20 protein-coding genes are annotated in these 22,883 nt (G+C 68.4%); 6 read left to right on the forward strand and 14 right to left on the reverse strand.

What is annotated here, in order from left to right:
* The first annotated feature begins 147 nt into the window (after positions 1 to 147).
* The gene (locus ACIBO2_RS09845; protein WP_397296287.1) at positions 148 to 1,683 is read left to right on the forward strand and encodes an AAA family ATPase; all 1,536 of its coding nucleotides are present in this window, start codon (positions 148 to 150) and stop codon (positions 1,681 to 1,683) included.
* 43 nt (positions 1,684 to 1,726) lie between these two features.
* On the opposite strand, the gene ACIBO2_RS09850 is transcribed toward ACIBO2_RS09845, so the two are convergent.
* The 5 genes from ACIBO2_RS09850 to ACIBO2_RS09870 all read right to left on the reverse strand — a co-directional run bounded on the left by ACIBO2_RS09850 (position 1,727) and on the right by ACIBO2_RS09870 (position 7,381).
* On the reverse strand, positions 1,727 to 2,044 hold the full coding sequence (locus ACIBO2_RS09850) for a hemerythrin domain-containing protein (RefSeq protein ID WP_358552533.1): 318 nt from the start codon (positions 2,042 to 2,044) through the stop codon (positions 1,727 to 1,729).
* A gap of 469 nt (positions 2,045 to 2,513) precedes the next feature.
* A complete protein-coding gene (locus tag ACIBO2_RS09855; RefSeq protein WP_397296289.1) occupies positions 2,514 to 4,022 on the reverse strand; it encodes an alpha-N-arabinofuranosidase in 1,509 nt (502 codons plus the stop codon).
* 53 nt (positions 4,023 to 4,075) lie between these two features.
* The gene (locus tag ACIBO2_RS09860) at positions 4,076 to 4,981 is read right to left on the reverse strand and encodes a carbohydrate ABC transporter permease (protein WP_358552529.1); all 906 of its coding nucleotides are present in this window, start codon (positions 4,979 to 4,981) and stop codon (positions 4,076 to 4,078) included.
* The gene (locus ACIBO2_RS09865; protein ID WP_358552527.1) at positions 4,978 to 5,943 is read right to left on the reverse strand and encodes a sugar ABC transporter permease; all 966 of its coding nucleotides are present in this window, start codon (positions 5,941 to 5,943) and stop codon (positions 4,978 to 4,980) included. The genes ACIBO2_RS09860 and ACIBO2_RS09865 overlap by 4 nt, the downstream gene beginning before the upstream one ends.
* Positions 5,944 to 6,046: 103 nt before the next feature.
* Positions 6,047 to 7,381: an extracellular solute-binding protein gene (locus ACIBO2_RS09870; protein ID WP_397296291.1), complete on the reverse strand. Its 1,335-nt coding sequence runs from the start codon at positions 7,379 to 7,381 to the stop codon at positions 6,047 to 6,049.
* Between the two features lie 396 nt (positions 7,382 to 7,777).
* Here ACIBO2_RS09870 and ACIBO2_RS09875 point away from each other — a divergent pair, with 396 nt between their 5' ends.
* Positions 7,778 to 8,797: a LacI family DNA-binding transcriptional regulator gene (locus ACIBO2_RS09875; protein WP_358552523.1), complete on the forward strand. Its 1,020-nt coding sequence runs from the start codon at positions 7,778 to 7,780 to the stop codon at positions 8,795 to 8,797.
* Positions 8,798 to 9,033: 236 nt separating this feature from the next.
* On the opposite strand, the gene ACIBO2_RS09880 is transcribed toward ACIBO2_RS09875, so the two are convergent.
* Genes ACIBO2_RS09880 through ACIBO2_RS09900 form a run of 5 tightly spaced genes read right to left on the reverse strand, consistent with a single transcriptional unit; the run spans position 9,034 to position 14,749 of the window.
* Positions 9,034 to 9,747: an alpha/beta hydrolase gene (locus tag ACIBO2_RS09880; protein ID WP_358552521.1), complete on the reverse strand. Its 714-nt coding sequence runs from the start codon at positions 9,745 to 9,747 to the stop codon at positions 9,034 to 9,036.
* Between the two features lie 47 nt (positions 9,748 to 9,794).
* Positions 9,795 to 11,279 carry a glycoside hydrolase family 43 protein gene (locus ACIBO2_RS09885; RefSeq protein WP_397296294.1) on the reverse strand — a complete coding sequence of 495 codons (1,485 nt, stop codon included), beginning with the start codon at positions 11,277 to 11,279 and terminating at the stop codon, positions 9,795 to 9,797.
* 34 nt (positions 11,280 to 11,313) lie between these two features.
* Positions 11,314 to 12,873 carry a DUF3502 domain-containing protein gene (locus tag ACIBO2_RS09890; protein WP_358552517.1) on the reverse strand — a complete coding sequence of 520 codons (1,560 nt, stop codon included), beginning with the start codon at positions 12,871 to 12,873 and terminating at the stop codon, positions 11,314 to 11,316.
* Between the two features lie 23 nt (positions 12,874 to 12,896).
* Positions 12,897 to 13,760, reverse strand: coding sequence for a carbohydrate ABC transporter permease (locus ACIBO2_RS09895; RefSeq protein WP_358552515.1), 864 nt, complete (start codon positions 13,758 to 13,760; stop codon positions 12,897 to 12,899).
* Positions 13,757 to 14,749 carry an ABC transporter permease subunit gene (locus ACIBO2_RS09900; RefSeq protein WP_358552513.1) on the reverse strand — a complete coding sequence of 331 codons (993 nt, stop codon included), beginning with the start codon at positions 14,747 to 14,749 and terminating at the stop codon, positions 13,757 to 13,759. The genes ACIBO2_RS09895 and ACIBO2_RS09900 overlap by 4 nt, the downstream gene beginning before the upstream one ends.
* 214 nt (positions 14,750 to 14,963) lie before the next feature.
* Between ACIBO2_RS09900 and ACIBO2_RS09905 the strand changes: the two genes are divergently transcribed.
* Both ACIBO2_RS09905 and ACIBO2_RS09910 read left to right on the forward strand, forming a co-directional pair.
* Entirely contained in the window at positions 14,964 to 15,950 is a 987-nt protein-coding gene (locus ACIBO2_RS09905; protein ID WP_397296297.1) for a hydroxyacid dehydrogenase, read from the forward strand.
* Positions 15,950 to 16,993 carry a LacI family DNA-binding transcriptional regulator gene (locus ACIBO2_RS09910; protein WP_397296299.1) on the forward strand — a complete coding sequence of 348 codons (1,044 nt, stop codon included), beginning with the start codon at positions 15,950 to 15,952 and terminating at the stop codon, positions 16,991 to 16,993. Before ACIBO2_RS09905 ends, ACIBO2_RS09910 begins: the two co-directional genes overlap by 1 nt.
* Positions 16,994 to 17,010: 17 nt before the next feature.
* Here the strand turns inward: ACIBO2_RS09910 and ACIBO2_RS09915 are convergent, their stop codons facing one another.
* A complete protein-coding gene (locus ACIBO2_RS09915; protein ID WP_358552507.1) occupies positions 17,011 to 17,580 on the reverse strand; it encodes a helix-turn-helix domain-containing protein in 570 nt (189 codons plus the stop codon).
* A 136-nt stretch (positions 17,581 to 17,716) separates the two neighbouring features.
* Here ACIBO2_RS09915 and ACIBO2_RS09920 point away from each other — a divergent pair, with 136 nt between their 5' ends.
* Positions 17,717 to 20,002: a M20/M25/M40 family metallo-hydrolase gene (locus ACIBO2_RS09920; RefSeq protein ID WP_397296301.1), complete on the forward strand. Its 2,286-nt coding sequence runs from the start codon at positions 17,717 to 17,719 to the stop codon at positions 20,000 to 20,002.
* Here the strand turns inward: ACIBO2_RS09920 and ACIBO2_RS09925 are convergent.
* On the reverse strand, positions 19,990 to 20,397 hold the full coding sequence (locus ACIBO2_RS09925) for a VOC family protein (RefSeq protein ID WP_397296303.1): 408 nt from the start codon (positions 20,395 to 20,397) through the stop codon (positions 19,990 to 19,992). The two genes, ACIBO2_RS09920 and ACIBO2_RS09925, sit on opposite strands and share 13 nt — an antisense overlap.
* Before the next feature lie 93 nt (positions 20,398 to 20,490).
* Between ACIBO2_RS09925 and ACIBO2_RS09930 the strand changes: the two genes are divergently transcribed.
* The gene (locus tag ACIBO2_RS09930; protein WP_397296305.1) at positions 20,491 to 21,471 is read left to right on the forward strand and encodes a helix-turn-helix transcriptional regulator; all 981 of its coding nucleotides are present in this window, start codon (positions 20,491 to 20,493) and stop codon (positions 21,469 to 21,471) included.
* A gap of 23 nt (positions 21,472 to 21,494) precedes the next feature.
* Here the strand turns inward: ACIBO2_RS09930 and ACIBO2_RS09935 are convergent, their stop codons facing one another.
* Both ACIBO2_RS09935 and ACIBO2_RS09940 read right to left on the reverse strand, forming a co-directional pair.
* A complete protein-coding gene (locus ACIBO2_RS09935) occupies positions 21,495 to 22,121 on the reverse strand; it encodes a methyltransferase domain-containing protein (RefSeq protein WP_358552499.1) in 627 nt (208 codons plus the stop codon).
* Positions 22,118 to 22,861 (reverse strand): TIGR04282 family arsenosugar biosynthesis glycosyltransferase, encoded by a 744-nt coding sequence (locus ACIBO2_RS09940; protein ID WP_358552497.1) that lies wholly within the window; start codon positions 22,859 to 22,861, stop codon positions 22,118 to 22,120. Before ACIBO2_RS09940 ends, ACIBO2_RS09935 begins: the two co-directional genes overlap by 4 nt.
* Positions 22,862 to 22,883: the final 22 nt, after the last annotated feature.

Consider the following 22,883-nt stretch of genomic DNA (forward strand, 5'->3'; position numbering starts at 1 on the left):
GGAATTCGAACACGACGAGAACAGCGCATCGGTGTGGTTCCGACTGGCCGGACGCGAGCGGCAAGGTGATGGCAGAATGTGACCATGCGGCCACCCCGAGCGAGATTCTTTAACACCACCGGTCCGTGCGACCCTCAGCGCCACCACATGCTGCCCCCTGCGGAGCGACTCCCAGAGGCGCGCGAGCTCATCGAGATGGACCGTTATTTCGTGCTGCACGCGCCTCGCCAGACCGGCAAGACGACCGCGCTACGCACCCTGGCGGCCGAGCTGACCGCCGAAGGCGACACCGCCGCCCTGATGCTCTCCTGCGAGCGCGCCAAGTCGGCCGGTGACGACTACGCCGCCGCGGAGACGATCCTGCTGAAGTCCCTCCGCGAAGCCGCCGCGCGTTCGCGGTGGCCAGAGGAGCTGCTGCCTCCGGATCCGTGGCCGCAGGCCCCAGCGGGCACCCGCTTCGGTTCGGCGCTGAGCGAGTGGTGCCGCCGCTGCCCGCGCCGGGTGGTGCTGTTCCTCGACGAGATCGACGCCCTGCAGGGCAACAGCCTGGTCAGCATCCTCAGCCAGCTCCGCGACGGTCACAACGCACGGCCAGAGGGCCAGCCGTTCCCCACGTCCGTGGCGCTGTGCGGGCTGCGCGACCTGCGGGACTACAAGGTCGCCTCAGGCGGCGAACCCAGCCGGTCCAACCCTGCCAGCCCGTTCAACATCGTCGCCAAGTCGCTGCGCCTGGGCGACTTCACCGCCGATCAGATCGCCGAGCTGTACGGCCAGCACACGCGGGCGACCGGCCAGGAGTTCACCAAGGACGCGGTGGACCGGGTCTTCGAGCTGACCCAGGGACAACCGTGGCTGGTCAACGCCCTCGCCAATGAGGTCTCCATTGAGATGGAGATGCGCGGCGCCATCACCACCGCCCAGGTCGACGAGGCCAAGGAGCGGCTGATCCGAGCACGCGCCACCCATCTGGACACACTCGTGGCCCGGCTGCACGAACCCCGGGTGGAGCGGGTGATCGAACCGATCGTGGCGGGAACGTGGCCAGGCACGGACACTTCCTTTGACGATGACATCTCCTACGTTCATGATCTGGGCCTCATCCGGGGGACCAGGGACCTGGAGATCGCCAACCCGATTTACCGAGAAGTCCTGCTACGGGTCCTGGGCGCTCGCACGGAGCGGTTCGTGAAGGCCGATCCGCACAGCTTCGTGCTGCCGGACGGCCGTTTCGACCTGCCGCGCCTGCTGGAGGAGTTCGTCGTGTTCTGGCGCGAACACGGCGAAGTCCTCATCCAGCAGGAGGGCTACCACGAGGCCGCCTGCCAGATCATCCTCATGGCCTTCCTCCACCGCCTCGTCAACGGCGGAGGCCAACTCGACCGGGAGTACGCCGCCGGCACCAAGCGCCTGGACGTACTGGTCCGCTGGCCCTACACCGGCCCCGAAGGCGAACGACTGGTGCAACGGGAAGCCATGGAGCTCAAGGTCTGGCGCGCGAAGGGAGACGACCCTAAGCCCGACGGCCTCGCCCAGCTCGACCGCTACCTGGACCGGCTCACCCTCACCACCGGCGTGCTGGTGGTCTTCGACCGGCGACCCGAAGCCCCATCCTGGAAGGAACGAGGCGCTTTCGAGCAGGCGACCACGCCGTCCGGGCGCCAGATCACCCTTCTGCGTGTGTGACGGCCGCCCGAACGACTCACCCGCCGACCGGATATCGATCCTGTCAGCAGCCCCACTCGGACAGCACGACCTCGACGAACCTCTCCGGCTGTTCCAGTGCAGGAAATGCCCCGCCTCCGGCCACACCACGGTCGCCGAGCGAGGGTGTGCGGGCAGGCTCGATCATCGGCCACAGCTGGTGGTCCTCGGTCTCGTGATGGTGGCGCAGGTTCTTGACCAGGAACTCGCGCAGCTCGGCCAGCGCCGCGAGGGGAACGGAGGGCCGGAGCGCGGCTTCGGACAGCAAGGTCGTGGCGCGGCGGTGGAATTCGTGGATGAGGCGGGTCTCGGTGACGGCCACGGCCTCAGTGTTGGTCGGCATGCCGGGAGCGTAGGAGCGGCGGGAGATGGTCGCGTCTACAAACGATGGGCATCCGCCGGCCACAGATCGTATGCCGAATGTATGCACCGGCCGTGAAGGGGCGGTCCGAACCGTCGGCGCTCCCGCTCGTCGGTGCCGGGCAGCACCTCGCTGCCGCGCCAGCCGTCCAGGGCCGTCGCCCGGCCGATCTCCCGGGCCGCGTCGTCCTGGACTCGACGACCAGTCTGCGGTGAATCCATGACCCGGACGCAACTACTGAATGTGTCGGTGCGGAAATGGGGAAGCGGGTGGTACGGCGCGGTCGCGGTTCACCCGCTGCACTGACAGACCCGGACAGGGCACACGCTCATCGGCATGCCCGGTGCCCGGACCGACCGGGGCGTCGCTGGCACCAGTCGCCTGGCTGGACGACGGTGCTCCAGAACGCCCCGCCGGTCGCAGCCGTCGTGTCCGTCCTCGGCCGTGCGGGTCAGTCGACGGACAGCCGGATCGCGGTCCAGGACACTGGCGGCAAGCTTGCCCGCAGGATGCCGTCGGTGACGTCCGCGTCCTTCGCTGCGCTGGGGACGACGCGGTCGGGGTCGTCCATGGTGTTCGTGGCATACAGGTCCTCGTCGGCGAGGGTGTACGACTCCGACACCCGCAAGCCCGGGCGGAAGCCGGCCAGTGAGACCGCCAGGTCGATGCCGTCGGTGAGGTGCCGGTTCACGACGAAGACCGTGACGTCGCCGGTCTCGGCGTCGTGGGTGGCCACGGCGTCGAGGACGGGCACCGAACCGTACCGCGCGGTCGGGTAGCTGGGCGCCTGTGTCTCTACACGCAGCACCTCGCCGCGGGCGAGGCGGGAGGTCAGCGCGAACGGGTGGAAGATCGTCTGCCGCCACGTGGGACCGCCGAGCTCGGTGCGGATCGGGGCGATGACGTTGACCAGCTGAGCCTGGCAGGCGGCGGTCACCCGATCGCTGTGCCGCAGCAGTGAGATCAGCAGGTTGCCCACCACCACGGCGTCGACAACGTTGTAGCAGTCCTCGATGACCCGGGGGGCGACCTGCCAGTCGGTCTCCTGCGTGGCTTGGAAGGCGCTTTGGTACCAGACGTTCCATTCGTCGAAGGAGATCTTGAGCTGCTTGGGGCTCTTCAGCTTGGCACCGACGCTGTCGGCAGTGGCGGCGACGCTGTTGATGAAGTGGTCCATGTCGACCGCCGAGGCGAGAAAACTGCCCAGGTCACCGTCGATCGGTTCGTAGTAGGCGTGCGCCGAGATGTAGTCGACCGCGTCGTAGGTCAGCTCGAGGACCTCTGCCTCCCAGGCGGCGAAGGTCGGCATCGAGGAGCTGGAACTGCCGCAGGCCACCAGTTCCAGCCACGGCTCGGCGCTGCGCAGTGCCCGGGCCGTCTCCATGGCGAGCCGACCGTACTCTCGGGCGGTCTTGTGCCCGGTCTGCCAGGGGCCGTCGAGTTCGTTGCCGAGGCAGAACATGGTCACACCGTACGGTTCCGCGGATCCGTTGGCCTGGCGCATGAGCGCCAAGCGGGTCCGGTCGGGATGGTTGAGATATTCCTGTACGTCCAGGGCCTCCTGCACGCCGCGGGTACCGAGGTTGACCGCGTACATGACCTCGACGTCGGCCTTGCGCGCCCAGCGCATGAACTCGTCGATGCCGACCTCGTTCGTCTCCAGGCTGTGCCAGGCCAGGTCGCGCCGCACGGGCCGGTCCGCGACCGGGCCGACGCCGTCTTCCCAGCGGTAGCCCGAGACGAAGTTGCCGCCGGGATAGCGCACGAGCGAGACGCCGAGTTCGCGGGTCAGTGCGAGCACGTCAGCACGGAAGCCGTCGGCGTCCGCGGTGGGGTGTGAAGGTTCGTAGATGCCGGTGTAAACGCATCTGCCCATGTGCTCGACGAAGGAGCCGAAGGTGCGGCGGGAAACCGGTGCGATGGTGAAGGCGGGGTTGAGGGTGAGGGTCGCGGAAAGCACGGATCTCCCAGAGATCGAGGGGATGTGGTCATGAGTGGCGTCGGGCGGGAGGTTCACTTGAGGCTGCCCACGGTCAGCCCGCCCTGCCAGTACTTCTGCAGGGTGAGAAAGGTGATGACGAGCGGGATGACGGACACCAGGGAGCCGACGATGATCAGGCTCCAGAGCGACTGACCGCCGCCGTTGTTCGAGCTGGCCAGCTGCGACCACAGGCCGATGCCCACGGTGAGCGGGTACAGCTTCGCGTCGGACAGCATCGTCAGCGGCAGGAAGTAGTTGTTCCAGGTGGAGACGACCGACAGCAGCAGCACGGTCACGACCGCGGGCCGCATCAGCGGCAGCGCCACCTGGAAGAAGGTACGCAGTTCCCCGGCACCGTCGATGTGGGCCGCGTCGAGCAGGTCGTCGGGCACGGACGCCGCGGTGTAGACGCGCATGAGGTAGACGCCGAACGGGCTGAGCAGCGAGGGCAGAATGACCGCCCACACCGTGTCGGTCAGCCCGGCGTTGGACATCATGACGAACGTCGGGATCACCAGGGCGGTCAGCGGCACCATGACCGAGCCGAGCACCAGCGCGAAGACGACGTTGCGCCCACGGAACCTGTACTTCGCGAATCCGTATCCGCCCAGCACCGAGATGATCGTCGCACCGATCCCGCCGGCCAGCGCGTACAGCACCGAGTTGCCCAGCCAGCGCAGGTATTCGCCGTTGTTGAAGGTGAACAGGTCCCGCAGGTTGTCGAACAGGTGGAAGCCGTTGAACCACAGGGCGCCCGTACCGGAGAACAGCCCTTCGGCGTTCTTGGTGCTGGCGACGATGAGCCACCAGACCGGGACGAGAAAGTAGCAGACCAGGGCAAGCATGAGCAGCTTCGCCAAGACGTGGCGGGGACGCCGCCCGCGCCCGGTGGACACATGGCGGGGACTCGACCCGCTCGTGGTGGATGCGGTGCTCACGTGAAGATGCTCCCTCGCTTGCGGGTGAAGAACATGAAGATCGCGACCGCCACGAAGACGACGAATCCCAACGCGAAGGAGATCGCCGAGGCATAGTTGAACTGGGCGTAGGTAAAGGCCAGATTGAAGGCGTAGATGTTGGGTGTGTAGTCCGGCGTCACCGAGCCGTTGGCGATCGGCCCGAGCGCTTGAGGCTCGGTGAAGAACTGCAGGGTGCCGATCAGCGAGAAGATCAGGATGAGCGCGAACGCCGACGACACCATCGGGACCTTGATGCGCAGCGCGATCTGCAGGCTGGTGGCGCCATCGAGCCGGGCCGCCTCGTAGATCGAGGAGTCGATGCCCTTCAAGGCGGCGTAGATGATGACCATGTAATAGCCGGACCACTGCCAGGTGACGACGTTGAGCAGACCGTAGAAGATGTTGCCCTGGCTGAGCATGAACGGCGCCTGGGTGTTGAACAGCGAGAAGATCTGCTCGAGCGGCCCGAAGCTCGGGCTGTAGAGGAAGCCCCACATCAGTGCGCCGATCACCACGGGCACCGCGTACGGCAGGAAGATCATCAGGCGGGAGAAGCGGGCGAGCCGGCCGGTGATTTCGTCGAAGAGGAGTGCCGCCACCAGCGCGACGATCATTTGCAGCGGGATGACCACGAGGCTGAACCGCAGCACCAGCCACAGTCCCGTGAGGAAGGACGGGTCGGTGAACGCGCGGATGTAGTTGTCGATGCCCGCGAAGGTGGTCCCGGTCGCGAGTCCCTTGGTGTAAAGACTCAGGTAGCCCGCGTAGAGCAGCGGCGCTATCAGGAAGACCAGGAACACCACCAGGAACGGCAGGATGAACAGCCAGCCGACGGCGCCACGCCGCGCCAGTCGGCGGCCTGGTGGCGCCGAGGCGGCTCGGTCCCGCGTGCCGGTGCTTGCGCGTAGCGGTGTGGGTGGTGTCGATCGGGTGAGGGCCATGGCGGTTCGCGTCTCCCTTTGCGGCGTCGTCGTGTCACGAGCGAGGGTCGGGCGACCGCCGACTGCGCGGAGCAGAGCAGCGGGCGCCCGTCCGGTCGGCGGATCACTGAACGATGAAGCCCTGGCTCTTGGCGTACTTGACCATGATGTCCTGGAGATCGGTAGCCGCCTGGTCGCCGGTGGTCTTGCCGCTGTTGATCTTCACGATCTGCGCCTGGAGCTGGGCGTAGTAGTAGACCGTGAAGGGGCTGTACGTGGCGCCCTGGTAGGCGTCCCCCGCGGGGAGATAGATGTCCTTGTTCGCCGTCTGGCCGTTGAAGAACTCGACCTTGTTGTTGATGAAAGCGTCGGACTTCAGCACGCTCTGGTTCAGTGGGAAGATGGTCTGCGTCTTCCAGCCGTCGGTCAGCGACGCGTCATCGGCGTAGAGGCCCGTCGCGACCTTGGCCGCGGCCTTCTTGTCCGCGGCCTGCGAGGTCACCGCGAAGGCGGAGCCGCCCCAGTTCACCGAGACCGGCGCGTTGACATCCCACTGAGGCAGCCGCGCCACGGCGAACTTGCCCTTCGACGCGCCGCTGCCCACGCCGGCTCCGGTCAGGTATCCGGGGGCCCAGGCCGCGGAGACGTATGTCGCGTACTTGCCGTTGACGACACCGGCGATGTAGTCGGTGGTGAACTGGTCCGCAGTGCCGACCAGCTTCTTGCCGACCAGGTCGGCCCAGTAGTTCAGCACGTCCTTGGTGGCCTGGTCGTCGAGCTTGATGGTGATGTTCTGCTTGTTCGCCAGGTCGTAGGTGAACGGCTTGGCGCCCTTCTGGATCATCAGGGCGGTCACCACGGCCGGCACGTTGCTGCCGAGATCGCCGAAGAGCGGGCCGCCCGCGGCCTTCACCTTCGCGGCGGCCTCGGCGTAGTCGGCCCAGGTCTTCGGCGGCGTCTTGATCCCGTACTTCTCGAAGACATCCGTGCGGTAGATCATCGCCATCGGGCCGCCGTCGACCGGTATCGCGTACACGGCTTGGCCCTGCGAGACGTCCTTCCAGGCGCCGTCGCTGAAGTTGGCCTTCACCTCGTTGGCGCCATAGGCGCTTATGTCGACCAGGGCGTCCTGGATCTCGAAGCCGACCAACTGGTCGCTCTCCAGCATGATGACGTCGGGCGCGCCCTTCTTCGCCGCGATCGCCGTCTGGAACTTGGCGTACTGGGCGGCGCCCTGACCAGCGTTCGTCCAGCAAACCTGCACGTCGGTGTGCGCGTTGTTGAAGTTGTCGACGACCTTGGCCATGTTCGGGTACCAGGCCCAGACCGTGACGCGGGCGGCATCCGGGCGGACGATCTTGTTGGTGCAGTTCGTCGGCTTGGCCTTGGCGGCGGTGCCACCGCCGTCTCCACCGCTTCCGCAGGCGGCCGCGCCAAGGGCGATGGACGAGATGGACATCGTGACCACAAGACGTCGAAGCGCCATCTTGTTCCTAAAGCTCAATGTTCCGACCTTCCTGGGTCAACTTGCCGGCCTGCGATCCGCGCGGCGGTGCGCACACGATCCCTGCACGCTCGCCTACGGGCGCACTCGGTCGGGAACAATCCGGAGGACCGTGGCCGTCGATGCCACCGGACAGGTTCTCGGCGGATGGAGCATGCAATGTCGCGCTCGCGCGGCGGATGACGCGGGGAGGGGAAGCTCCCACGCTGGGCAAGGTGTGTTGTATGTTGGCATTTGCAGCGCTGCAAAGGACTATGCACTGACCCTCCGGCTCTGGCAAGAGGCAATATCTCCGAAATATGATCGTTACATCAGGGCACATGAGTGCCCCCTACACTCAGGAGGAACCTCGTGCGGGACGCCACGCTGCGTGACGTTGCCGAGCTCGCCGGGGTCTCGCCCCGCACGGTCTCGAACGTGGTCAACGGCTACGCCCACGTGACGGCGGCCACCCGGGAGAAGGTCGAGCGCGCCATCGCCGAGCTCGGCTATCGGCCGAACGTACTCGCCCGCAACCTCGCCAACGGCCGCTCAGGTCAGATCGCGGTCGTCGTGCCGTACCTGGACACCCCGTACTTCGCCGAACTCTTACAGGCCATCATTCCGGCCGCGCGCAAGAGCGGCTACAACGTCCTCATCGACCAGACGGACGGCGACCGGCAGCACGAGGGCGAGCTCATCAGGCGCGGCTCCCGAGGCTTCCTGTTCGACGGCATGATCATCAGCCCGCTCGGCCTGTCCCAGCAGGACCTGTCCGTGCGCGACCTGTCATTGCCCCTGGTCGTGCTCGGCGAACGGGTCTGCGACGGCACGTTCGACCACATCGGAATCGACGACGTCGCCGCCTCGCAGGATGCCGTCTCACATCTGATCTCACTCGGCCGCAAACGCATCGCGGCCATCGGCGACCAGCCGTACGCGACCGGCGAAGCAGCCCAGTTGCGCACGCGCGGCTTTCACAACGCGCACGCCGCAGCCGAGTTGCCGGTCGACGAGTCACTGATCATCAGAACCCCCCGGTTCAACCGGGCCGACGGCGCGACCGCGATGGCCGCGCTCCTTGACCGCGATGACCCTCCCGACGCGGTGTTCTGCTACAGCGACCTGGTTGCCTCCGGCGCCATCCACACCATCCTGGAGCGCGGGCTGCGCGTTCCCGAGGACATCGCCATCATCGGCTACGACGACATCGAGGACGGCCGCTACAGCCACCCCACGATCAGCACGATCTCCCCCGACAAAACCGCCATCGCCCAACTGGCGGTCGAGCGACTGATCATGCGGATCAGCGGCCCCCAGCCGGTTGCCGGCATCGAGCTGCTCGCCAAGCACCGGCTGATCCCCCGCCAGAGCACCCTCGGACGCAGCTAGGAAAGCCCATGCCTCGAGAGCGCCAGAAGATCCGGCAGGACGTGTCGAGATGCCGGGGCGCCGGGCCGAAGCGGCGCGAGCGCAGGACGCGCCGAACGGTCGCGTCGCCGACCATGGCCGAGGGACTGAACGCCTTGTTCACCAGCAGGCGACCACGCCGTCCGGGCGCCAGATCACCCTTCTGCGGGTGTGACGGCCGCCCGAACGACTCACCCGCCGACCGGATATCGATCCTGTCAGCGGCCCCACTCGGACAGCACGACCTCGACGAACCTCTCCGGCTGTTCCAGGTGCAGGAAATGCCCCGCCTCCGGCCACACCACGGTCGCCGAGCGAGGGTGTGCGGGCAGGCTCGCCTCCCACCGCGCGGCCTCCGGCACGTTGTGGACGGCGAGCACCGGGCAGTCGCGCCTGGCCAGGTAGCGCTCCGACTCCCTGCGCACCCCGAACGCGCCGGGCACCGTGTACATCCCGGCGTAGCACTCGGCCAGCACATGGCCCGGCGTGGCGGCCAGTTGCTCGGCGATCGGCCCCGGCAGCGGCCCGAGCTGCCGCGACGCCGCCTCCGCGCCCTCGGCGCGCAACGCCGTCAACCGCCCCGGGATGAGCCGCTCCTCCGCCTCATCCGCGCCATACGCGGGAGCGACGACCACCAGCGCACTGACCAACTCCGGATGCTCGACCGCCAGAGCGGTGACCACCTGGGCGCCCATGGAGTGCCCGATGGCCACCACCGGCCCGTCCAGCAGCGGTACGAGGTCGCCGGCCAGGTCGACGGGCCGGTATCCACGGGCGGGCACCGGGGACCTGCCGTGGCCACGCAGGTCGGGGGCGATCACCCGGCGCTCGCCGAAGTCCAGGGCGCGCCACGTCCGGTGGTCTCCGCCCCAGCCATGCACCAGCAGCAGCGCAGGCCCGTCGTGGCCCCGGATCTCAACGTACGGCTTCATACCGAAGTGGCCCGGATCTCAAGGCTTCAACCGAAGTGGTCCGGGTCTCAACGTGCGGCTTCATATCGAATCCGCTCGAAGCGCGCCGTGCAGCCCTCGCCCGCCAGGTCCTGCACCCAGAACCCGGCGAACGCGCCGGTGAAGCCGAAAGCGCGCATCTGGCCGTCGATGCGCTCGTCGGCATGCTCGTCCGACAGGATCGTCGCGTCCAGCTCAGGACCGTGGTTGAAGCGCACCACCGGCCCGTCGAACTCCACGCGCAGCCTGACCTCGCCCGCCGCGGGGCCGAGCAGGTGTTCGGTGCGGGCTCCCCGGTCACTGCTGGTCAGCACGAGCCCCTCGGTGGTCACCGCGAGATAGAACCAGTTACGCGAGTTGTAGTACGCGGTGATGCCGGCGGACTGATGGACGGTGCCGGGCTCGAACCGCATGACCGCCTCCAGCGAGCACTTCTGGGCGGTGACTCGGTGGGCGACCAGGCTCGGGCTGCGCAGTCCGTACGGCGACTGACCACCGTGCACGGTGAGGCCGCCGTGGTCGGCGGTCAGCCAGTCCGGCGAGGGGGGCCGGCGCAGCGTGCTCCAGTCCTGCTCCAGCCCGTTCCAGCCGTCGGCCGCCGGCCACGGGTGGGCGGGCAGCGCGGGCGCGGCCACCTCCACGGCGGGCACGCCGCCCGCCACGCGCGGCCAGCCGTCCACCCACTCCACCCGCTGCAGCGCGCTCTCGCGGCCGAGTACGCAGGTGCGGTTGTGGTAGGGCCGGGCCACGAGGTGGGCGACGTACCACTCCCCCGCCGGCGTCTCGACGAGGCAGCCGTGGCCCGCCTTCTGCAGCTCCAGGCTCGGGTCGTGGCGCGAGGTGAGCATCGGCCCGGCCGGATCCTCCTCGTACGGCCCCGCCATCGAACGGGAACGCAGCACCGTGACCCCGTGCTCGTACCCCGTGCCGCCCTCGGCCACCATCAGGTAGTACCAGCCGTCGATCTTGTACAGGTGCGGCCCTTCGGTGATGTTGCGGTTGGGCAGCATCAGCTCGGGTTTGCCGCCTTCGAGGGGCTGCAGCTCGATCCCGGCGAACCCGCGTCCGGGGCGGGAGTCGAAGACCATGTTGAGCAACCAGCTCTGCCCGTCCTCGTGGTAGAGGGAGGCGTCGAAGCCGCGGCCGGGCAGCCGGACCGGGTCGGACCACGGCCCCTCGATCGAGGGCGCGGTGACCAGGTAGTTGGCGATGTCCTTGTAGCCGAGGGCGTAGTTGTCCATCACGCCGTAGACCAGGTGGAACAGCCCGTCGTGGTAGGTGAGGTCAGGCGCCCAGACGCCGCCGGAGTCCGGCACGCCGGACAGGTCGAGGTGCCCGCGCTCGGTCAAGATGCCGCCGAGCGGGCGCCAGTTCACCAGGTCGCGGGAGTGGTGGACGCGTACGCCGGGATACCACTCGAAGGTCGAGGTGGCCAGGTAGTAGTCCTCCCCCACCCGCACGATCGACGGGTCGGGGTGGAAGCCGGGTAGGACGGGATTGCGGATCAAGCTCATTCCTCCGAGAAAAGCACGAGTGCTACCTCGCTGTTCACTGACCCTTGAGATACGCGTCGGCCTGCTTGGCCATCTCCGCCTGGAGCTTGGCCAGGCCCGCCCGGTCCAGCGCCTTCTTCAGCTTGTCCAGGCCCTGGTCGACGTCCACCGCGCCGATGAACAGCGGGTTGGCGAACTGCGTCATGGCGGCGGTGACCTGCGCGTTCTCCCGCTTCACCGGCTCAGGGTCAGGGACGAAGCTGGCGTACGGGTCGATGGTGAAGTTGTTGATGTCCTGCGCCCAATCGAACCACTTCGCCTCGGACTCGGTCATCTCCTTGATCCGGCGCTCCAGCTTGGCCCGCCAGGCGAGGGCGAAGCCGGGGAAGGTGTAGGTGGACACCTTCTCGTACTTGTCGTCGCCGACGGGCTTCCAGTCCTTGCCGGGGAGGCCGTAGTTGAGCAGGTCGTGGTTCTCCTTGATCGACGCCCAGTCCTGCAGTTGCATGGCCTTCTCGTTGCTCTGGCCCTTGGCGTTGAGCACGACGAAGTTGTCGCTCTGGAAGGTCTGGTACGGCTTGGCGTTCTCGCCGCCCTTGAGCGGCATCACGTTCGCGATCATCGCGCCGGGGACGTTCTTGGTCAGCTCGGGCAGGGCCGCGGAGGACAGGCCGTCGGTCATGGCCCAGGCGGTGGCGACGCGGCCGGCCTTGAACTGGGAGTCCAGCGCCTTGGAGTCGAGGGTGAGCGCGTTCTTGTTGAACAGCCCGTCCTGGTAGTACTTCCGCACCAGGCGCAGCGCGTCCATCATCCCCGGAGCCTCCCAGAACGGGATCGGGTGGGACGAGCCGGTCTGCTTGCCGTCAGCGGCCAGCACGAAGTTGAGCGACTCGCCGGTGAAGGAGGCGAGGCTCATGTTGGGGTTCTCCCACATGTAGGGGTTGAGCCAGCCGACCGGGTTCCACGCCACCAGCAGCTTGGGCAGCCGGGAGTTCAGCCCGATCGGGGTGATGTCCTTGTTCTTCTGCTTGACGTCGTACCAGAACTTCTCCAGCCCCGCGAAATCCGTGATGTCGCTCATGCCGTACTTGTCGGCCAGGTCCTGGCGGATGCTGAAGTGGTGGAAACGAGCGACCGAGTTGATCTGGGGCAGGCCGTAGAGTTTGCCGCTCCACCGGTTCAACTCGATGATCTTCGGGTCGATCGTGGCGGTCAGGTTGGGGTACTTGCCGCTGGACAGCAGGCTGCTCAGCTCGACGATCGAGCCGCTCGCCGCCAGCTGGGTCATGTTGAGCCAGCGTGCCTGCAGCGCGGTGTCGAACTTCTCCCCCGCGGTGAACTTCAGCAGCGCCTGCTGACCGTAGCTGGTCCACGGGATGAACTGCGGTTTGATGCTGAAGCCCAGGTCGGCCTGGAGCTTCTTGTTGACCTCGGCCAGTACGGCGTCCCAGCCGGCCGGCACGTCGCCGGGCAGCAGGAGGCTCAACGCGAGCGCGCCGCCGGCCTGATTGCCGGCGGCCTTCGGCTGGGAGGAGCAGGCGGCGAGGAAAGCGGCTACGGACAGGCCGCCGCCGGCGGCCAGCAGGCCGCGCCGGGACATGGTGGGGTTGGACACGGTAACTCCAGAAGGTGGGGGGATCAGCCTTTGGTGGCGCCGAGGGTGATGCCCTTGACGAAGTAGCGCTGGGCGAAGGGGTAGGCGAGCAGGATCGGCCCGATGGCGACGGTGGTCAGGGCCAGGCGGAGCTGGTAGACGGGAGTGGCCGTCTCGGCCAGCTGCGGCAGCATCTGCGTGAAGGAGATGTTGGAGATCAGGTTCTGCAGCACCAGCGGGAGCGGGAACTTGTGCACATCGTCGATGAACAGCAGCGCCATGAACCAGTCGTTCCAGTAGTGCACGGCGTAGAACAGGCCCACGACGGCCAGGATCGGCTTGGACAGCGGCAACGCGATCGTGAAGAACATGCGCAGCTCGCCCGCGCCGTCGATCTTGGCCGATTCGAAGATCGACTCCGGCAGCTGACGGAAGGCGCTGACCTGGACGAAGACCAGGAAGGGCATGACCAGCAGCGGCAGGATGACCGAGAAGTAGCTGTTCTGCAGGTGCAGATACTGCGTGACCAGTAGGTACAAGGGGACGAGACCGCCGGAGAACAGCATCGGCAGGTAGGAGAAGACGGTCAGCGGCCGGCTGATGCCGGGCACCCGGCGGGCGATCACCCAGCTCAGGCCCGAGGTCACCGCCAGGGACAGCGCCGTGCCCACAACGGTGATGAAGACACTGGCAAGGTAGGCGTCCAGCACCGCGGGACCCGTGAAGATCATTTTGTAGGCGGTGAGGTCGAAATCCGGGAAAAGACTGTATCCGGTCGTGGCCAGCACGGACTCGCTGGTGAACGAGCCCGAGATGATCATCCAGAAGGGGACGGCGCAGGCCAGCACGGCCAGGCCGACGCCGATGATGCTGAAGACGGTGAACGGTTCCAGCTTTCTGCCGCTCATAGGATGCTGGTCTCCTTGGAGTACTTGCGCTGGATCAGCACCGCGATCACCACGAGGATGAAGCCGACGACCGACTGGAACAGGCCGATCGCACCGGTGGTGCCGAAGTCGCCGAGCTGGCGCAGGGCGCGGAAGACGTAGGTGTCGATGACGTCGGTGTTCTCGAACAGGGTGCCGTTGTCGCCGATGATCGCGTAGATGGTGCCGAAGTCGCCGTAGAAGATCCGGCCGACCCCCAGGACCAGCAGCACCGCGGCGGTGGGCTTGAGCAGCGGCAGGGTGATGCGCCAGGCCATCTGGGCCCGCGAGGCTCCGTCGATCATCCCGGCCTCGTAGACCTCCTCGGGGATGCCGGTGATCGCGGCCAGGAAGATGACGCTGAGGTAGCCGCCGAGCTGCCAGACCTTCACCACGGTGAGGATCCACGGCCACGGTCCCGGCTCGTTGTACCAGTCCACCGTGGGCAGTCCGAGGCCGGTCATGGCGTCGTTGACCGCTCCTCCCCCGCCGGAGGCCCCGGCGAGCAGGACCTGCAGGATGATGCTGATCACGACCGGGGAGACGAAGTAGGGGAAGAAGACCACGGACTGGGAGGCCCGCTTGAAGAAGGTGCCGCGGATCTCGTTCAGCATGATCGCCAGAAGAATCCCGGCGGCGAGCGTCGCGCCCAGGAACAGCACGTTGAGGAAGAGCGTGTTGAACAGGATCCGCGCCGCGTCCCCGGATTCCAGGAAGTAGGCGAAGTTCGCCAGCCCGTTCCACGGACTGCCGAAGATCCCCAGGTTGACGTCGAACTCCTTGAACGCCACCACCAGCCCGGCCATCGGCAGGTAGTTGAAGACCAGGAAGAAGGCGACCGCCGGCAGCGCGAGCAGCCCGACCGACCAACCCGTACGGGCCGCCGCCTTGCCACGTGTACGGCGTCCGCGTGCGGACGGTCCGGAAGGCGGACTCGTCTGAGGCTCATGCCTCGTCTGTAGCGTGCTCATCACCTAGGTCCCGTCTGAGGGGCAGCAGCTGACTCTCGAAGTTCGATAGAAACCGGTCGCTGCGAACGCTACGACTGAGTGACGCCTGCCTACAAGGTCGCGTTACGAATACGTTACATATGGGTGTATGTCCTGCTGCGATGTCATCCGTTGACCGGAAGTGGCCGCGCCTCTAGCGTAGAAACCGATGTCTACCGAATGGAGGGCTTCCCCCGTGTCCCCACGCCCGAAGGCGCTGTTCGCCATGCGCGAGGAACACCTCGCACTGCTCTTCCCCGCGCCCTTGCTGCGGCGGCTGGACACGCTGGCCGACATCGACGTGACACTGGTCGCCGAGCGCTTCGACGATCCGCGGCTGGACCTGACCGACACCGAGATCCTCATCACCGGCTGGGGCTGTCCGCCTGTGGACGAGGCGGTGCTGGCCGCCGCCCCCCGCCTGCGGGCCGTGCTGCACGCCGCCGGCTCGGTGAAGGGCCTGGTCACCCCCGCTTGCTGGGAACGCGGCCTGCTGGTCTCCTCGGCGGCCGCGGCCAACGCCGTCCCGGTGGCGGAGTACACCGTCGGCACCATCCTGCTGGCCGGCAAGGGGGTCTTCGCTCTGGGCGAGCGCTACCGGCGCGAACGCGGCTTCACCCTGGCCAAGATCGAGCCCCTGGTCGGCAACAACGGCCGCCGGGTCGGCATCGTGGGTGCCTCGCGAATCGGACGCCGGGTGATCGAGCTGCTGGCGCCGTACGATCTAGACATGTGCCTGTACGACCCGTACACGCGGGTTCCCGGAGTGCGGCGAGCCTCCCTTGAGGAGCTGCTGCGCAGCAGCGACATCGTCAGCCTGCACGCGCCCGCCATCCCGGAGACCCGGCACATGCTGGATCGCACCCGGCTGGCGCTGATGCCGGACGGCGCGGTGCTGATCAACACCGCCCGTGGCTCGCTGGTCGACACCGACGCGCTGGTCGCCGAGCTGAAGTCCGGGCGGCTGTCGGCGATCCTCGACGTCACCGAGCCCGAGCCACTCCCGTCGGGCTCGCCCCTGTACGACCTGCCCAACGCCTTTCTCACCCCACACATCGCCGGCTCGCACGGCAACGAGGTGGCCCGGATGGGGACCTTGGTCCTGGACGAGTTGGAACGCCTGACCGCTGGGCAGCCTCTGGCGCACCGGGTGACCGATGACGACCTGGACCGGGTGGCTTGATGAACGACGATCGTGCCACCGTCCGCGATGTGGCCGCCCGGGCCGGAGTCTCCCCCTCCACGGTGTCCCGGGTGATCAAGGGGGACTACCCGGTCGCCCAGTCCACCAAGACACGGGTGCTGCGGGCCATGCGAGAGCTGGACTACGTGCTCAACGTGCACGCCCGCGCCCTGTCCGGCGCCAGCACCAAGATGGTGGCGTTCGTGCTGGACGACGTCACCGGCCCGTCCTTCGCCTACGTCGCCAAGGGCGTGGAGCAGCAGGCCACCGCCGAAGGACGCCTGTGCATGGTGTGCGCCACGAACGGCGACCCCGCCCGGGAGCTGGCCGTGGTCGAGGCCATGCGCGAGCAGCGCGCCGACGCGGTCATCCTGGTCGGCGGCGGCACGCTGGACGACGCCTACCGCGAACGCATGTCCCACTTCGCCCACGCCTTGGACAAGGCCGGCTCCCGGCTCGTGCTGTGCGGCCGTCCGCCGCTGGGCGATGACGTGCCCACCACCGTGGTCGAGTACGACAACGAGGGCGGCGCCTACGCCATGACCAGCCACCTGCTCTCCCAGGGACACCGGCACATCGCCCTGATCGGCGCCGACCACCCCGGCCAGGCGAGCACGACCAAGCTCGACCGGGTGCGCGGGTTCGTCCGGGCCCACGAGTCGTTCGGGGTGCCGTACGACCCGGACCTGATCGTCCCGGCGGGCTTCGACCGTGCCGACGGACAGACCGCCGCCCGCCGGCTGATCGCCCTCGGCGCCCGGTTCACCGCCGTCTTCGCCGCCACCGACATGGTCGCCATCGGCGTGCTCGCCGCACTGCGCGAGGCCGGACTACGCGTGCCCGAAGACGTGTCGCTGGCCGGCTACGACGACATCCCGTTCGCCGCCGATCTCTCCCCCGGCCTCACCACCGTACGCATCCCCACCGAAGAGCTGGGCAGGACCGCGGTCAGGCTCGCGCTCGACCGCCGGCAACCCCAGCACGTCGTCCTGGGCACTCACATCGTGGTCCGAGGCTCGGTCGGCCCCGCCACCCCACGCTGACCGTACAAGACCCGTCGTCAGGACGGCGGGTCCTCGGAGGCGGGCATCGTGAAGAATCTCAGGAACACCGGCCGCGCTCCCGGTGACGCGTCCTCCTGCGCGCGGCCGAATCTGGACAGCAGTTCCATGTACGCCTCGAAGAACTCGTCGAGTTCTTCCCGGGTCAGGTGAGTGAGCCCGCGGGACGCCTTCGCCCACTCGCCGTATCGCCGATGGTCTCGGAAGAAGCGCCGGGCGAGTTCCAGCTCCTGCTCGACCTTGAACTCGGTGATCTCGTCTAGGAGCTTCTGCGACTCCTCGTCCATCTCACCCGGCGGGGGCCACCTCAGATCGGCGCTGATCTGGCGCCACCAGCGCTCCTTTCCGGTCGACCGCTCGGGGATCTCCTCGATGAACCCGTTGCGCTCAAGCTGGCGCAGGTGATAGCTGAGCGTCCCGGTGTTCTCGCCGAGCGCCCGGCCGAGCGTGGTGGATGTGGCCGGGCCGTTGATGCCGAGATGCCGCAAGATCCGCTGTCGTAGCGGATGGCCGAGCGCCTTGTGCGCACCTGGATCACTGAGCTGCCGGATCGACGGTCTGTTCGCCACGCTGTGAGCCTACCGCGCCCTGCCTTCACATTGCAGAATTTTCGCTGCAGCATTTCTTCTGCAATACTTCGTCGCCGTGACCCCCGATGCCGCGACAAGGGGACGCACAGGACACGAGCCCGAGGAGTGACCGAGGATGACATCAGACGAGCACGTATCGAGACGGCGCTCACTCGCCGCCGGGCTTCTGGCCCTGGGTGTGCTCCTGCTGATCGCCGTCGGCGCGATCAGGGACACCACCCCCGTCGCGGTGAGCCCGGCCACCGCCCCCGACCGGGAATTCAGCGCGCAGCGGGCCTTTACCCAGGTCGAGCGCTTCGCCGTCAAACCCCACCCCGTCGGCACGGCCGAGCACACCCGGGTCCGCGAATACCTGGTCGGCGAGTTGCGGCGGCTGGGCCTGCGGCCCGAGGTGCAGGAGGCGGTGGGCGTCTCACCCATCGACGAGCGGGGCGACCCCATCACCGCCGGGCGCGTCTTCAACATCGTCACCGTGATACCCGGGACCGCTCCCACGGGCCGGGTCTTCGTCACCGCTCACTACGACTCGGTCCCCGAGGGACCGGGTGCCAACGACGACGGGGCCGGTACGGCGAGCGCGATCGAGACGGCCAGAGCGCTGGTCGCGGACGGTGAACGGCTGCGCAACGACATCGTGTTCCTCATCACCGACGCCGAGGAGGCCGGGCTCCTGGGTTCGGAGGCGTTCGTCAAAGACCACCCGCTCGCACGGGGGCGGAGCGTGGTGCTCAACAACGAGGCGCGCGGGGCCAAGGGGCCGGTGCTGATGTTCCGGAGCACGGAGTCGAACTCCGGCCTGATCTCCATGTTCGGATCGGCGGCGCCGATGCCCGTGGCCGACTCCGTGTACGCCGAGCTCATGAAACTGCTCAACAACGACACCGACTTCACCGCCTTCAAACCCGGCGGGATGGCCGTGCTGGACTCCGCCTACGCCAACGCCGGCACCCTGTACCACAGCGTTCTCGACGACCCCGCGCACGTCGATCTGGCGGCACTGCAACAGATGGGAGACAACACGCTGGCGCTCGTGCGCGCGTTCGGCGGCACCGACCTGGCGCGGCTGACCACCGGGAACGACCTGGTCTACTTCAACCTCCCGCCCGGCCTGCTGGTTCGCTATCCGACCTGGGCGGCCACCCTGCTGGGCGCCGTCGCCCCGCTGGCGGCACTGGCGCTGATCCTCCTGGCCCGCCGCCGGGGCGTGGTCACCCTGCGGCGTACGCTCCTCGGCACCGCGCTCGCCCTGATCCCGATCGGACTCGGGGTGGCTGTCGGGATCTACTTCTGGGACCTGCTCAAGGCGATCCGGCCCGAACTCAGCGGAACCGCCACCACGACGCCGTACCGGCCGGAGCTGCTCTGGCTCGCCGTGCTGACGCTCGCGGGCACGATCCTCATCGCCTGGTACACGCTGCTGCGCCGTCGCGTCGGCCCCGCCGAACTGGCGCTGGGCATGCTGACCTGCGTGGCCCTGATCGGTCTCGGGCTCGGCATCGTGTCGCCCGGAGCGTCGCACCTCGCCGCCTGGCCCGCCTTGGGTGCGGCGCTGGGCGGGCTGGCCGCACTCCGCTGCCCGCCGCGGTGGCGCGTCCTCGTTCTCGCCGCCGCTCTCGTACCGGGCGCCCTGATCCTGCTGCCCAGCGCGTGGAACAGCCTGCCGACGGGCCTGCAGTACGCGGGCTACGCCCCCATGCCGCTGATGATCCTGTTCGGCGGCCTCCTGCTGCCGCTGATCGAGGTGGTCTGGCCGCGCAGGCGTACCCCGCTGATCCCGCTGACCGCGCTGGTCGTCTCCATCGCCCTGGTGGCGGCGGGCCTGCTGGTCGAGCCGATCGACAAGGAGCACCCGCGGCGAACCAGCCTGGCGTACGGCCTCGACGCGGACACCGGCAAGGCCGTGTGGCTGACCTCGAAGGCGCCCGACCAATGGGCCCGCCGCTATGGCGGCGCCGACGCGACCGGCCGGCCGCTCGCGGAGCTGTGGGGCGGCGGGTCCAAGCTCCTCAGCCAGGCGAAGACCGCCGCGCTACCGGCGCCCTCGCTGCGGGTGCTCGCGGACACGACCCGGCAGGGCGTGCGAACCCTGCGCGTCCGGATCCGCTCCGAGCGCGGAGCGGACATGATCGGCCTGCGGGTGTACGGGGACACCGCGACGCTGACCGTCGAGGACCGCTCCATAACGCCCGATCCGGCGGGCTTCGTCTTCCACGCCCCGGGACCGGCGGGAGTCGAGGCGTCGCTCACCATAAAGGCTCCCGGCGACAAAGTCCGGCTGCGGGTCACCGATACGAGCCGGAATCCCAGTGAGATGTCCGCGCTTCCCGGCTTCATCGCCCCACCGGACTGGCTGTTCCTCGGCGACACCAGGATCTCCGTCACCAAGGCCTACCCCATGTGACGACCCGACCTGGCGATGGCGGCGTCGGTGACCGGGGTGAAGAAGTTGACGAGGTTGCCGTCGGGGTCGCGGAACAGCAGCGACCGGTTGCCCCAGGGCATCGTGGTGGGCTCGGCGACGACGTCGGTGACGAATCCGGTCAGGTTCTGGTACACGCGGTCCACGTCGTCAACGAGGAACTCGGTGATCACGCTGTGGTTGTCGGCCGGGCGGGCGGACCCGGGAGCGAACAGCGGCACCGTGCGGGTGCCGGCGATCGCCAGCGTGGCGCTGGAGGTCTTCAGCTCGGCGAAGTCCTCGGTGGACCAGACCGCCTCCACCCCGGTGACCTTCTCGTAGAACTCGACGAGGCGGGCGACATCGCCGGAGATGATGCGGATCGAAACGAAGTTCATGGCGTTCCTCCTGAATTGTTAAGCCTTGGCGCTTCGTACGTTAGCCGCAATACTGGACAGAATCGGTCCACTATTGGCCGTAAGCTCGCAGACATGTCCCGTCCTACCGGCCGCGTACTCACCCTCCTGGAACTGCTGCAGTCGGGCGGCACCCGGACGATGGCCGAACTCGCCGACCGGCTCGGCGTCGACGGCCGCACCGTGCGGCGGTACGTCGACCAGCTCATCGACCTCGACATACCCATCGAGGCGGTGCGTGGCCGTTACGGCGGGTACCGTCTCGGCCGCGGCTACCGTCTGCCGCCGCTCATGCTCGACGACGACGAGGCGCTGGCCGTGCTGCTCGGCCTGATCGCCGGTCGGCGTACGGGGTTGGCGACGGCCGACGACACCGCGAGCGAGACGGCGGCGGCCAAGATCCGGCGGGTGCTTCCCGAACGTCTCACCCGCGGGCTCGACACGGTCCTGGAATCCCTCGCCTTCACCAAGCCGGCCGGCGAGCCGGTCACGCCGGACGCCGGGACCCTGCTCACCATCGCCGACGCGGTACGCCACCACCGTCCCGTCTCGCTCAGGTACACCGATCGGGACGGCCGGCGCAGCGACCGCACGCTGCACCCGTACGGAATCGTCAACCACTCGGGCCGCTGGTACGTCACGGGCGCGGACCCCTCGATCGGCGAGAACCGGACCTTCCGCCTCGACCGCGTCACAGACGCCAGAACCCTGCCCGGCTCCTTCGAGGTACCCGCCGGACCGGACCCGGCGCAGCGTGTCCTGTCCGGGTTCGCCACGGCCTCGTACCGATACGAGGTGACCTTGCGGATACACGGGACGGTCGAGCAGATCCGCGCCCGCCTTCCCGCGAGCCTGGCGGAGATCTCCCCCACCGCGGACCAGGATCCGGCGGCCGAGCAGTGGCAACGCGTCGAGCTACGGGCCGAACGGCTCGACTGGCTGCCCGCGGTGCTCGCCACGCTCGACCGGCCGTTCGTCATCGAGCGTCCCGACGAACTACGCGACCTCGTCGTCGCGCTCGCCGACCGGCTAGCCTCCCACGCCCGCCGAACCTGACAGCCCTCCAGGTGCCGATCGGTTCAGCTGGTCACCCCAGGGTGCAGGGCCGCGAACCAGCGGCCCTGCTCCTGCCAGCTCTCGGCGAGGTCGAAGCCGCTGGATTCGGCGAGCCGGCCGATGTCGTCGGCCGACACCACGGCCCAGGCGAACCAGTCGCCCGCGATGTCGGCACGGCGCAGCCGGACCCGGTCGACCCTGCTGGTCACGCCCGGGGGTTCGACCTCGGCGACGACCTCGCCGCCTGGCCGTACCAGCTCGCGGACCCGGCGCAGCAGGACACGTGGATGTCCGCCGATGCCGATGTTGCCGTCGGCGAGCAACGCGGTCTGCCAGCTTCCCGTCCGGGGGATCACGTCGAAGACGCTCCGGAGCAGCGCGTACCCGCCCGCTCGCCGGGTCAGGTGCACGGCGCGCGGCGCGATGTCGATGCCGAGAGCGTGCACGCCCCGATGGTTCAACGCGACGGTCAGCCGGCCGGGACCCGATCCGATGTCGAGCGTGGGGCCCGCGCACCGGCTCAGCATCGCCTCGTCACCGTCGATCGGCTCGAACCAGCTGGCCACGTTCAGCGGCCGACGGGTCCCGTCGGCGTGCTCGATCTCGACGGTGGCGCCGGACAATGCCTCCGCGTAGATCTCGCCTATCATCGGCGCGCACCCGCCTCGGTCGGCAGCGTCACGCTGGCCGGCGGTGTCAGCTGGGCCGATGGCGCCACCCCAGCCAGCGGTGTCACCTGCGCCGAAGGCGGCGCCACCTCGGCCAGTGTCGCCGCGAAGCGGGAGCCGGGAGCTTCGGCGGCGACGTGGAAAGCGTCGGCCGCGGTGTCGATGTCGGTCAGCTCGGGCAGGTGCCGAACGCTCAGGCCGGCTTCCGCGAGCCGCTCGAGCTGGGCGCGGCCGGTGTACGCCTGGGACATGGGCACCCCGAGGAGCAGGCGCGGATCGGGCCGCCGCAGGCCGAGCAGCCAGAAGCCGCCGTCGGCCGCCGGGCCGTAGACCGCGTCGTGCTCGACCAGGGCGCTGGTGGCAGCGTCCAGCAGGGCGGGGCTGACCTGCGGGGTGTCCATGCCGATGAGCACGACCGGCTCGGGACGCAGCCGGTAGGCATCGGCGAAGGCGGCGGCCAGGCGCTCGTCCAGGCCGTTCCCGCGCTGCGGGATGACCACGAAGCCGTCGGGCAGCCAGCTGCCGGGCAGTCCGTCCAGGGCCAGGACGCGTTGGGTGGCGGGCGCCCGTGCCACGGTGGTCAGGCTGTCTTCCAGTGACGCCTCGGCCAGGCGGGCCGCCTGGCTCGGCGTGAACGGTGGCGTCAGGCGGGTCTTGACGCGGCCCGCGACAGGTTCCTTGGCGATGACCACGAGCTGCGCCGCCCCTGGAGTGATCTTCATGGTCCGACAGTAGGGCCGGTGA

The organism is Nonomuraea sp. NPDC050022 (genome assembly GCF_044460705.1).
Taxonomy (GTDB): Bacteria; Actinomycetota; Actinomycetes; order Streptosporangiales; family Streptosporangiaceae; genus Nonomuraea.